Origin of the sequence: Maritimibacter alkaliphilus HTCC2654 (genome assembly GCF_000152805.1) — a bacterium.
GTDB classification, from domain to species: Bacteria; Pseudomonadota; Alphaproteobacteria; order Rhodobacterales; family Rhodobacteraceae; genus Maritimibacter; species Maritimibacter alkaliphilus.
In genome coordinates this window covers 1,401,897-1,413,818 of the sequence record NZ_CH902578.1, presented here as the reverse complement: position 1 = coordinate 1,413,818, position 11,922 = coordinate 1,401,897, and the positions used below count along the sequence as shown (strand labels likewise).

Genomic DNA, 11,922 nt, shown 5'->3' with positions numbered 1-11,922 from the left:
CGACATTGGCGGGTCCGGCGCGTGCCGGTCCCGCCACTCTATTCGGAGACGTCATGGACATCCTCATCACGGGTCTCATCCTCGGCGGCACCTATGCGCTCATCGCGCTGGGGCTGAACCTGCAATACGGTGTGTCGCGCATCATGAACCTCGCCAATGGCGAGATGCTCGTGATCGGCGCCTTCGCCGCCTTCACTCTGTTTACCGTGGGTCAGGTCAGCCCGCTCTTGACCATCTTTCTGGTCGCGCCGCTGGCCTACGTGCTGAACTGGCTGATCTACCGGATCATGCTGCGGCCCTTGGTGAAACGCGCCAAGAACCGTGGGATGCTCGAGGTCGATGCGATCCTCACCACCTTCGGTCTGTCCTTCGTGATGGTGGGGCTGATGATCTGGGCCTTCGGGGGCGACTATTTCAGCTATTCCTACCTGGCGCGGCCCATCACCGTGTTCGGTGACAACTATGGCCTGAACCGCGTGGTGGCCTTCGTCTGCGCCGCGATCCTGTGTGCGGCCCTGTTTCTCTGGCTCAACGTCTCGCGCGCCGGGATGGCCATTCGCGCCGTCGCCGTGTCGCCGGAGAACGCCCGTCTCGTGGGCATCGACGTGCCCAAGCTGTCGGCCCGCGCCTTTGCGCTGGGCGGCGCGGTGACCGCCGTGGGCGGGGCCGTGATCTCGACCTTCCTGACGCTCGACGCCTCGACCGGCGTGATGTTCACCATGAAGGCGCTCATCATCGTCATCATGGGCGGGGTGGGCGACGTGCGCGGCACGATCCTCGCCGCGCTGGTTCTGGGCGTGGGCGAAACCTTCGTCGCCTCCGTCATCGACCCCGGCCTGACGCTCGTCGCGGCCTACGCTCTCTTCATCCTGATCCTGCTGTTCCGTCCGCAGGGCTTCTTCGGAAGGAAACCGACATGAAGACGCAGGATTGGAAAAACCTCGGCTGGAGTGCCGCGCTTCTGGTCGTCGCCGCGCTCCTGCCGCTCACGAACGACGGCTACCTGATCTCGCTCGGCGTCTCGATCGCGATGTATACGGTGCTGGCGACAAGCTGGGCCCTGTTCTCTGGCCCGACGCATTACATCTCGCTCGCCACCGCCGCGTTCTTCGGGATCGGCACCTATGTCATGGGGTCGGGGATCGAGCATCTGCCCTACTGGGTGCTTCTACCCATCGCCGGACTGATCGGCGGCGTGATCGCCGCGCTCGTCGGCCTCGCCACCCTGCGGCTCTCCGGCGTGTATTTCGTGATCTTCACGCTAGGGCTGGCCGAAATGACGCGCCAGGCGGTGACCTGGTATCAGAACCAAACCGGGCACAAGGGCACCTATGTTCTGACCGAACTCACCGATCCCGACATCTACTGGCAGCTTCTGGGCCTCGCCGCGCTCGTGTTCCTGCTCGGCTGGGCCATCGGCCGCTCAAAGCTCGGCTTCGCGTTGCGCATCATCGGGGATGATGAGGATGTGGCGCGGCATGTGGGCATCAACACGGCGCTCTCCAAGATCGCGCTCTTCGTCGTCTCGGGGGCCACGGCAGCCATCGTCGGTGCCATGATCGCGCCGCGCTATATCTACATCGAACCCGCCACCGCCTTTACGCCTATGCTCTCGTTCCAGGTTGTCATCATGGCGCTTCTGGGCGGCACCGGGCGGCTCTGGGGTCCGCTCGTCGGCGTCATTCCCTTCACGCTGTTGTGGGAGGCGATCTCGTCCTCCTTCCCGAACCAGACGACGCTGCTTCTGGGCCTCAGCTTCCTCGCCATCGTCTATCTGCTGCCTGGCGGTTTCGTCGGCCTCTACGACCGGCTCAGGGGCCGCGCGAAAAAGCGGAGTGCGATGGCATGATGGCGAATACGGTCATATCGCTCAGAGGCGCGACCAAGCAATTCGGCGGGCTGGTCGCGGTCGACAACGTCAGCTTCGACGTGCGCGAGCATGAGGTGCTGGGACTGATCGGCCCGAACGGGTCGGGCAAGTCCACGACGCTGAACCTGATCTCCGGCGCGCTGCCCGCGACGGATGGTGAGATCAGCTTGCGCGGCGGCACCATCACCGGGCTGCCCGCCCGCCAGATCGCGCGCAAGGGCGTGTCGCGGACGTTCCAGCTCGTGCGGCTCCTGCCGTCGATGAACGTGCTCGAAAACGTCATGGCGGGGGGTGTCTTCGGCCACCGCCGCCGTTGGGGCCAATCGGCGGAGCGTCACGCGATGCAGGTGCTCGAAAAGATCGGCATGGCGGACAAGGCCAAGGCCCACGTGGGTCAGCTCACCTATATCGACACCAAGCGGGTCGAACTGGCCCGCGCGCTGTCGGGCGAGCCCGAGGTGCTGCTCCTCGACGAATGGCTCGCGGGGCTGAACCCCACCGAACTGACCGAAGGCATCGACCTCATCCACCGACTGCGCGACGAGGGGCGCACGATCATTCTGGTCGAGCACGTCATGGATGCGATCCGCTCGCTTTGCGACAACTGCGTGGTCATGTCCTCGGGCAAGAAAATCGCGGAAGGGACGACGGACGACGTGCTGTCAGACCCTGAGGTCATCCGCGCCTATCTGGGGGACGACGATGCTTGAGGTGAAGGGACTTTCCGCCGCCTACGGCCAGCACCCGGCGCTGAACAAGGCATCCGTGCGCGTCGGCAAAGGCGAGATCGTCGTCATCCTCGGCGCGAACGGCGCGGGGAAATCGACGCTTTTGAAGGCGATCAGCGGCATCTGCGAGGGCAAGGTCACGGGATCGGTCCGCATGAACGGGCATGAACTCGTCGGCATGAAGCCCGACCGGATCGTCGAAGAAGGCATCGCACTGGTGCCGGAAGGGCGCGGCATTTTCGGTGATCTGACGGTCGAGGAAAACCTAACCTTGGGAGCCTATTCCGAACGCGCCAAGGATGCCGAACGCACCAACCTCGACCGGGTCTATGCGCTGTTTCCCAAGCTTCTGGAGCGGCGCAGACAGGTCGCGCGCACCATGTCGGGCGGCGAGCAGCAGATGGTCGCCATCGGGCGTGCGATGATGTCGAACCCGGCTATTCTGACACTGGACGAACCCTCGCTCGGCCTGTCGCCGCTCTTGTCGAAGGAACTGTTCCAGAGCCTTCGGGCGGTGCGCGACACGGGGATCGGGATCTTGCTCGTCGAGCAGAACGCCAAGGCCTCCCTCGCCATCGCGGATCGGGGATATCTGCTCGAAAACACCGAGATCATTCATGAGGATGCGGCGGCGAGCCTCGCCAAAGACCCGGCGGTGCAAAAGGCCTATCTGGGCGGTGCGGCGGCCAAGGGCGGGGCGGGCAAGGCCAAGCCCCAGGCCAACGCCATGCCTGCGCCAAGCGCCCCGCGCCCGGCAAAAGGCCCGTCGCCCTCGGATATCGCGGCTCAGGCGATGAGTGGTCTGGCCCCGGCGCGGCCCGCCAAGCCCGCGCCCGCGCCGGAACCCGCCCCGCGCCCGGCACCGCCACCGGCCCCGCCGGTCGCCAGACCCGCGCCACGGCCCGCGCCCGCCGCGACGCCAACGGCCACAGGCATCGACACGGCCAGCATCGTCGCCAAGGCGGCGAGCCAGTCGTCGCGAAAGGGCGGCGCGCCCGCGCTTCCGCCGCGCCCCGCACCGATGCCGGAGCCTCCGAAACCCGCCCGCGCAAGCCAACCGACCCGGCCCATGCCGGACCTCGGCCATCACAGCGACCGGCTGCGCGAAGTGCTCACCGAAATCGAAACCGCCGCCCAACGGGCCCGCGACCGTTCGCGCACCCGCACCCGCGGCAAACCCTAAGGGAGAGGAGGCATCATGCTCGACAGTCCCAACACCGCGCCCAACATCAAGGGCATGTATATCGACGGCCAGTGGACGCCCGCGTCCCGCACCTTCGACGACCTGAATCCATCCGACAATTCGCTCTACGCCCGCATCCCAGACGGCTCGCCCGAGGATACGCGGCGCGCCATCGCGGCGGCCAAGGCGGCGTTCCCGGCGTGGTCGGGCCTCGCCTTCCACGAGCGCGCGCACTACCTGCTCAAGATCGCGGAGGTCTGGGACCGGCGTCAGGGCGACTTCATCAACGCCGCCGTGCAAGAGGGCGGCGGCTGGTTCGGCAAGGGCGTGTTCGAGGCAGGCTACGTGGCCGAAGTGTTCCGCTCGGCCTCGGCGCTATGCTATCAGAACATCGGGGAAGTGCTCCCCTCCGAGCACCACAAGTTCATGATGGCCACGCGCTTTCCGCTGGGGGTCGTCAGCGTCATTTCCCCGTGGAACATGCCCGGCATCCTGACCTCGCGCGGCTTCGCGGCGGCGCTGGCGGTGGGCAACACCGTGGTTCTGAAACCGTCCGAAGATACGCCATACGCAGGCGGATTGTATTTCGCCGAAATCCTCGACGAAGCGGGCATCCCGCCGGGGGTGTTCAACGTCGTGACCTGTAGCCGCGAAAGCGTGGGCGCCGTGGGCGACGAGATGATCGAGAACCCGACCGTGAAAGCCGTGTCCTTCACCGGATCGACCGCCGTGGGCCGCCACATCGCGGCCAAGTGCGGGGCGCATCTGAAAAAGGCCTGCGTCGAACTCGGCGGCAAGGATTCCATGATTATCATGGATGACGCCGACCTCGACCACGCCGCCAAGGCCGCCAATTTCGGCTCGTTCATGCATCAGGGTCAGGTCTGCATGTCGACCGAGAAAATTCTGGTGCAGGAGGGGGTCTATGACGACTTCATGCGCCAATTCCTCGCCCGTGCCGCCAAGCTCAAGACTGGGCACACGAAGGACAAGGACAACGTGATCGGCCCGCTGGTGAACACGCGGCAGGCGCTGCGGGTGAAAGCCCTGATCGACGATGCCGTTGCCAAGGGCGCGACCGTCGAACTGGGCGGTAACGCGTGGGACAATTTCGTCGAACCCACGGTGCTGACCAACGTCAACGCCGACATGGACATCTGGCATGACGAAACTTTCGGCCCCGTCGTCATCGTCGCCCCGTTCCGCACGGAAGCCGAGGCGATCGCGCTCAACAACGACACCGAATACGGGCTGACGGCGGCGATCATGACGCGGGACGAGGCCAAGGCCCTGCGCATGGCCGAGCATATCGAAACCGGCATCTGTCATGTGAACTGCCAGAACATCAACGACGAGCCGCACGTGCCGTTCGGCGGCACCAAGGCCTCGGGCGTGGGTCGCTACGGCGGGCGCTGGTCGCTCGACGCGTTCACCGAGTTGCGCTGGATCACCCTCGACCGTGGCGGGCGTCATTTCCCGCCGGTCTTCTGAGAAAGGATACGCCATGACTGCGATTGGATGGATCATCCTCCTTGTCATCGTCGCCGCCATTCTGATCGCGCTGGCCGCGTGGTTCTATGAACGGGCGACGAACGAGATCAGCCTTGTGAAAACCGGGGTCGGGGGGCGCAAGGTCGTCATCGACGGCGGCACGCTGGCGATCCCGTATTTCCACGAGATCAACCGCGTGAACATGCAGACGATCCGCATGGATGTGGTGCGGCGCGGCAATTCCGCGCTTATCACCAAGGATCGGATGCGCGTCGACGTGGGGGCCGAGTTTTATGCCTCGGTCGTTCCCGAACCCGAAGCCATCGCGCGCGCGGCCCAGACCCTTGGGCGGCGCACGTTCCAGCCCGACGAGTTGAAGACGCTGATCGACGGCATGATGATCGACGCGCTGCGCACGGTCGCGGCCCAAATGACGATGGACGAGCTGCATGAGAACCGCGCCGAGTTCGTGCGCGAGGTACGCGATATTCTGGGCGAAACGCTCGGGCGCTACGGGTTGCAACTCGACAGCGTGTCGCTGACGGATTTCGACCAGACGCCGTTCAATACGCTGGACGAGACCAACGCCTTCAACGCGGTCGGGATGCGCAAGCTGGCCGAGGTGATCGCCAAGTCGAAACGCGAACGCGCCCAGATCGAGGGCGACAGCGAGGTCGAGGTGCGGCGCACGGCGATGGAAGCTTCGCGCCGGAAACTGGAGATCGACCTTGAGGAACGTCGGGCCGAGATCGCGCAGGCGCAGGAGGTCGAAACGCTGATGGCCGCGCAACTGGCCGAGGTGGCGAGCCGCAAGGCCGATGCCGAACGCTCGGCCGCCCACGCGCGCATTCGGATGGAGCAGGAAATCCAGTCCGCCGACATCGCGCGGGAACTGGCGATCCGAGAGGCCGAGATCGCACAGGAGCGTGCGCTTCAGATCGCAGAGCAGGAGCGGCAGATCCAGATCTCCGCCAAGTCGCAGGAAGAGAGCCGCGCCCGCGCTGATGCCGACACGGCCCGCGCCGAAGCGGTGAAGGCCGAAGAAGCGATCCAGACCGCGCGCCAGATGGCCGAGGCCGAGCGGCGCAAGGCCGTCGCGCTTCTGGCGGCCCAGCAGGACGCCGAGACGGCTGCGACCCGCGCGCGCATCGCGGCGGAAAGCGACAAGGCCACCGCCAAGGATCGGACCGAGGCCAAGCGCGAGGAAGCGGAAGCGATGAAGCTTCTGAAACTCGCCGAGGTCGAGGCCGAAGCCGCGCGGATCAAAGCCCAGAACGCCCGCTCCGACGCGCTCGCCGCGCTGGAGATGGAGAAGATGCGCCTCGACGCCATGCCGGGCATCGTGAGCCAGATGGTGAAGCCCGCCGAAAAGATCGACAGCATCACCATCCACAACGTCAACGGCCTTGGCGCGCGCGGGCAGGGTGGCGGCGAGCGCACCGAACCCGGCTCGCCCGTTTCGCAGATCGTAGATTCCATCCTCGACCTCGCGGTGTCGGCCCCGGCGATGAACCGGCTGGGCGAGGTGATCGGCAGCCACGTCGCCAGCAAGGACGACACCGGCAAGGGGAACTAGGGAAGGGTCGGGGGAGCGGGCCGCGCAAGCCTGCTCCCCCGCCTCAAAGCGACATTCCTGTCTTGAGGGCGCAGTGCAACTGGCAGACGAGCGAAGCCGCCTTGTCCACGCCGTGACGTCGCCCTAACGCCCGTGATAGACGGGCTTGCGCCGCTCCATGAAGGCACGCGGCCCTTCGCGGGCGTCTTCGGTGGCCATCACGCGATCCATCGCGCGGGTTTCCAACGCGTAGCCCTCCGCCAAGGGCCTTCCGATGGCTTCCGTCACCACCATCTTGATCGCTTCGACCGCGACCGGGCCGTTCGCGGCGATCCGGCGCGCGATCTCCAGCGCGGCGGGCAGGACGTCGGCGACGGGCACGACCCGGTTCACCAGCCCGAACGCCGCCATTCTCGCGACCGGCACGGTGTCGCCGGTCAGGAGCATCTCCATCGCCAGCGTTTGTGGCAATTGCCGCGTGATCCGGGCGAGCGCCCCGGCAAAGGGAATAAGCGCGTGTTTGGCTTCGGGCAGACCGAACACCGCGTGTTCGGCGGCGATGCGAATGTCGGTGCCGAGCATCAATTCGAACCCGCCTGCCAGACAATGCCCGTTGATCGCCGCGATGACGGGTTTGGGAAACGTCTCGCCCTTCAGACTCGCCCGGAACACGAGCGAACGGTCGGCGACGATCCGGTCGTCCCATTCGGTTTCGGGCCCGCGCGCCCCCGACAGCAAGGGCAACGACAGTTCGAGGTCGCCGCCGGAGCAGAAAGTCTTGTCGCCCGCTCCGGTCAGAACGACCACGCGAACGGCATCGTCTTTCGCCAGTGCATCGAACAGGTCGGCCAGCCGGCAGATCAACTCGGGCGACAGGGCGTTGTGCCGTTCGGGCCGGTTCAGCGTGGCGACGGCGACCCCGTTTTCGATCTCACAGGTCAGAACGCTCATGCGCCGGTGACCGTGAAACTGATCGGCATCCCTTCAAGCGCGGCGCGCATGTCGTCCAGCCGCGCGGCGGGGACGGTGACGCGGGTGTCCAGCTTGTCGCCCACCACCACCTCGGGGGTCAGGCCCAGTTTCTCGCCCGCGCTGGCGATGGCCCAACGGATCGCTTCGGCCCGGAGCGTCGGCTTGAAGATCTTTCCGACCGGAGTCAGCGGCATGGCGTCCACCGTGCCGATCCGTTTGGGCAGCGCCACCGGGTCTTCGATCCGATCTTTCAAGAACGCGATCAACTCGCCCTCGCCGGGGGTCCATCCGTCGCGGGTCATGACGAAGGCGACGGGCAACTCGCCCGCGTAGGAATCCGGCATCCCGACGGCGGCGGCGGCTTCGACCTTCGGGTGGGCCAGAAGCGCGTCTTCGATCATCTGCGGGTCGATGTTGTGCGCGCCCCGGATGATAACGTCCTTCTTGCGACCCGTGATGAACAGCCGTCCGTCGGCGTCGAGTGTCCCGAGGTCGCCGGACACCAGCCAGCCGCCGTCCAGAAACGTGCCCGCGTTCCGGCTTTCCTCGGAATACCCATCCGCCACATTCGGGCCGCGCACGGCGATGATCCCGGTCTCGCCGGGCGCGAGGATCTTGTCCGGGTCCGCCTCGCCGTCAGTTTCACCGAAGATCGCAACCTCGGAGAAGGGCAGGCGCAGACCGCAGGATTGCGGTGTGCGGGGGCCGTGCACGGGTTCGACCGCGATTGCGCCCGCGCTTTCGGTCATGCCAAGGATGTTGCGCACCGGCACGCCCAGCGTCGCCTCGGCCGCATCCGCGAGTTCCGTCGGCAAGGGCGATCCGCCTGCAAGGAACCAGCGCAGGGACGAAATGTCGGCGTCCACCGGCTGGCCCTTGACCGCGCCCAGCAAGGTCGGAACCAGCCCCAGAACGGTGATGCGGTAGCGTTCGACCTGCGTCCAGATCCGGCCCATGAACGCGGTGTTGCGCATCCCCAGACGGCCCGGAACGATTAGCGTTCCGCCCGCCGACAAGGTGGACAGGCCGTAGACAAACGCTCCGGCGACGTGGAACAGCGGATAGCCGTTCACCACCACGTCGTCCGGGCCCAGATCGTGCATCAGCACGCAGGAGCGGGCGACATGCGCCTCGTTCAGCCTGAGGTGCTGCACCATCTTCGGCGCGCCCGTGGTGCCGCCGGTGTGGTAATATGCGGCAAGGGTGCGTTCGTCACCGTGCACCTCGATCGGCTCGCCGGGTTCCGCGATCAGGTCTTCGAGCACCCCGTCCGCGCCGGGCGAGGGGGCGTCCGCATCGCAGGCGAGGATCGGCAGGTCGATCCCTTCGGCACGCAGAGCGGGGACGAGGGTGGACCAGTATTCAAGCTCGTCGTTCACGCCCATGACCACCACGCAGGCGGCGTTTGCAGCGCGGATCAGGGCGGCGACGTGATCCGGTTTCAGCATCGGATTGATCGGGCAGGCACGCCCCGCGATCTGCGCACCCCAAAGCGCGACCTGACCGCTGATGCTGTGCTGCGTCAGGATCGCGACCGACCGATCCGGCGTGACGCCCAGCCCGCGAAATACCCGCGCCGCCGCCATGATCCGATCCGCAAATTCGCGGTAGGTCAGGGCGGTATCGCGCGCCGGGTCCGAGGCGTCGTTCACATAGCGGATCGCGACGGCGTCGGGCCGTTGCTCGGCCTGCGTGCGGATCATGTCCCATGGCGTGCGCAGGGGATAGACCTCGTCGAACCCGCGCGCCTCGAGCGCCTTGATGTCGTCCAGCGTCGCGATCATGACGCGCCTCCGAAATTTGCCCTCAGGGTCTTGTCGACGCGCGCAAGCAGGTCGAGGAGCGTCGCCTTTTCCGCCGGCGTCAGATCGGCGGTGACCATCGTCTCGTGCGCCGTCACCTCGTCCTCCAGCCGGGCGAGGTTCTCGGCCCCGGCTTTCGTCAGGAACACCCGGCGCACGCGTTTGTCGGTGGTCGATTTCTTGCGCTCGACCCAGCCTTCGCGGGTCAGCGTTTCAAGGATCGGGACGAGCGACGAGCGATCCAGATAGATCGCCTCGGCCAGCCGCGTCTGGGGGATGCCGGGGTTCGCCTCGACGATTTTGAGCAGCCCGAAGTAGCGCGGGGCCGAGCCGTGGCTCGACATTTGCTGTTCAAAGCTCTTGTAAGATGCGATCTGGAGCAGACGGATCTGGTAGGACACCGAGTTTTGCAGCATCCCCGGCACGGTCAGCTCGGCCACGTCTCGCATCAGCGTCTCGGGCATCAGTTCATGCTCCCCGGCAGGAACAGCACCAGCGCCGGAAAGGCGATGAGCAAAAGCAAACGCAGGACGTCGACCGTGACGAAGGGCAGGACGCCTTTGAAGATCGTGGGCAGGCTCACCCGGCTGGCGATGGAATTGATGACGTAGACGTTCATTCCCACGGGTGGCGTGATGAGCCCCAGTTCCACCGTCATCACCACGATCACGCCGAACCAGACCGGGTCGAAGCCAAGCTGCGTGATGACCGGGAAGACGATGGGGACCATCAGGATAATCATTGCCATCGCGTCCAGAAAGCAGCCCATCACGAGGAACAGGAGCAGGATCAGGAAGAGCGTGCCGTAGCGCCCGCCGCCGATGTCGACAAGGAACTGCGTGAACTCCTGCGGGACGCGGGTGATGGCAAGGAAGTAGCCGAACAGCGTCGCCCCGATCAGGACCACGTAGATCGCGACCGAGGTGCGCAGCGCCTCGACCAGACTGTCGAGAAGAGTGGCCCAGGTCAGCCGGCGGCGCACGAAACCGATGATTGCGGTCAGGAGTGCCCCGGCAGCGGCGGCTTCGGTCGCGGTGACGATGCCGAAGTAGATCGACAAGATCACCGCGATGAACAAGAGGCCAACGGCCCAGACGCCGCGGAGTGACGCCATCGCCTCGGCAATCGTGAACGGCTCGGCGGCGGGCAGGGTGCGGCCATACCAGAACCGCACCGTGAGCATGTACATCAGCACGGCCAGAAGGCCCGGCACGATCCCCGCGATGAACAACGTGCCGATGTCGGTTTCGGTGATGAACCCATAGATCGCCAGCACCACGGACGGCGGGATCAGGATGCCCAGCGTGCCGCCAGCGGCGATGATGCCCGTCGCGGCCTCGTCGCCGTAGCCTGCGCGCTTCATCTCGGGATAGGCGATCTTGGTCATGGTGGCGGCGGTGGCAACTGACGAGCCGCAGATCGCCGCGAAACCGCCGCAGGCCCCGACCGAGGCGAGGCCGAGCCCGCCGCGAAATCCACCCAGCCATGCACGGCCCGCACGGAAAAGCTCGGACGACATGCCTGAATTCGTGGCGAGCACGCCCATCAGCACGAAGAACGGGATGAGCGTCAGGTTGAAATCGGTGATGGTCGAGATCGGGGATTGCGCCAGCAGGTTCAGCGCGGGCTTCGTGTCGATCACCACGGCGAAGCCGCCGATGCCGACGATGCCCATCGCGATCCCGATGGGAACGCGCAGCGCCATGAGGGCGAAGAGGACGACGAAACCGCCGCCTGCGATCAATTCGTTGCTCATGGTTTCTGATCCTCGAGAAGCTGTTCGTCGATCCCGTCGAATTCCCCAAGGTCCGTGCCTTGGCGACCGATCAGCCAGAGCCGGACCAGCGTGGTGAACAACGCCGCCATGAGGCCGAACCAGATCGCGAGGAAGAAGGGCCAGTGCGGCAGGCGCAGGTCCATCGTCGCGTCGCCGCCGTTCATGGCCGACATCACGCGGCCCCAGATCTTCCAGCACAGAAGCGCGGTAAAGGCGGCCAGCACGGCCCATGCGAAGCCGTTGATCCAGCGGCGCGTGCTGCGCCCGACCGCCTGGGCAAGCAGATCGACCTTGATATGCGTGCCGTGAAAGCCAAGGCTTGCCATGCCCCAGCCGATCGCGACACCCAGAAGCAGCCGCGACACATCGAAGGCGTCCGGCAGGGGGCGGGCGAAGCCGTAGCGGCCGATGGCCGAGGCGACGATCAGGATCGTGACGAGGCCGAGCAGGGCCCCTGCGATCCGCTCGATGAACAGGATGGCCCGACTGAGGCCGCGGGCGGCGCTGGTGGAATCTGTCTGCATGATGACCTGCAAGGTTCGGG

11 protein-coding genes are annotated in these 11,922 nt (G+C 66.0%); 6 read left to right on the top strand and 5 right to left on the bottom strand.

What is annotated here, in order from left to right; all coding sequences use genetic code 11:
- Positions 1-53 precede the first annotated feature (53 nt).
- From RB2654_RS07835 to RB2654_RS07810, 6 genes are read left to right on the top strand one after another with little or no spacing between them, the layout of a single operon-like run.
- Positions 54-920, top strand: coding sequence for a branched-chain amino acid ABC transporter permease (locus RB2654_RS07835; RefSeq protein ID WP_008330254.1), 867 nt, complete (start codon positions 54-56; stop codon positions 918-920).
- Entirely contained in the window at positions 917-1,849 is a 933-nt protein-coding gene (locus tag RB2654_RS07830) for a branched-chain amino acid ABC transporter permease (protein ID WP_008330253.1), read from the top strand. The genes RB2654_RS07835 and RB2654_RS07830 overlap by 4 nt, the downstream gene beginning before the upstream one ends.
- Positions 1,849-2,580: an ABC transporter ATP-binding protein gene (locus RB2654_RS07825; RefSeq protein WP_008330252.1), complete on the top strand. Its 732-nt coding sequence runs from the start codon at positions 1,849-1,851 to the stop codon at positions 2,578-2,580. The genes RB2654_RS07830 and RB2654_RS07825 overlap by 1 nt, the downstream gene beginning before the upstream one ends.
- The gene (locus RB2654_RS07820; RefSeq protein WP_008330246.1) at positions 2,573-3,781 is read left to right on the top strand and encodes an ABC transporter ATP-binding protein; all 1,209 of its coding nucleotides are present in this window, start codon (positions 2,573-2,575) and stop codon (positions 3,779-3,781) included. The genes RB2654_RS07825 and RB2654_RS07820 overlap by 8 nt, the downstream gene beginning before the upstream one ends.
- 15 nt (positions 3,782-3,796) lie before the next feature.
- On the top strand, positions 3,797-5,272 hold the full coding sequence (locus RB2654_RS07815) for an aldehyde dehydrogenase family protein (protein WP_008330244.1): 1,476 nt from the start codon (positions 3,797-3,799) through the stop codon (positions 5,270-5,272).
- Positions 5,273-5,285: 13 nt separating this feature from the next.
- Entirely contained in the window at positions 5,286-6,848 is a 1,563-nt protein-coding gene (locus RB2654_RS07810; protein WP_008330241.1) for a flotillin family protein, read from the top strand.
- Positions 6,849-6,971: 123 nt separating this feature from the next.
- Here the strand turns inward: RB2654_RS07810 and RB2654_RS07805 are convergent, their stop codons facing one another.
- The 5 genes from RB2654_RS07805 to RB2654_RS07785 are packed head-to-tail and all read right to left on the bottom strand — an operon-like array spanning position 6,972 to position 11,902.
- The gene (locus RB2654_RS07805; RefSeq protein ID WP_008330240.1) at positions 6,972-7,778 is read right to left on the bottom strand and encodes an enoyl-CoA hydratase/isomerase family protein; all 807 of its coding nucleotides are present in this window, start codon (positions 7,776-7,778) and stop codon (positions 6,972-6,974) included.
- Positions 7,775-9,583, bottom strand: coding sequence for an AMP-binding protein (locus tag RB2654_RS07800; protein ID WP_008330238.1), 1,809 nt, complete (start codon positions 9,581-9,583; stop codon positions 7,775-7,777). Before RB2654_RS07800 ends, RB2654_RS07805 begins: the two co-directional genes overlap by 4 nt.
- On the bottom strand, positions 9,580-10,065 hold the full coding sequence (locus RB2654_RS07795; protein ID WP_008330237.1) for a MarR family winged helix-turn-helix transcriptional regulator: 486 nt from the start codon (positions 10,063-10,065) through the stop codon (positions 9,580-9,582). Before RB2654_RS07795 ends, RB2654_RS07800 begins: the two co-directional genes overlap by 4 nt.
- Positions 10,065-11,357 carry a TRAP transporter large permease gene (locus tag RB2654_RS07790; RefSeq protein WP_008330235.1) on the bottom strand — a complete coding sequence of 431 codons (1,293 nt, stop codon included), beginning with the start codon at positions 11,355-11,357 and terminating at the stop codon, positions 10,065-10,067. The genes RB2654_RS07795 and RB2654_RS07790 overlap by 1 nt, the downstream gene beginning before the upstream one ends.
- Positions 11,354-11,902, bottom strand: coding sequence for a TRAP transporter small permease (locus RB2654_RS07785; protein WP_008330233.1), 549 nt, complete (start codon positions 11,900-11,902; stop codon positions 11,354-11,356). Before RB2654_RS07785 ends, RB2654_RS07790 begins: the two co-directional genes overlap by 4 nt.
- Positions 11,903-11,922 lie beyond the last annotated feature (20 nt).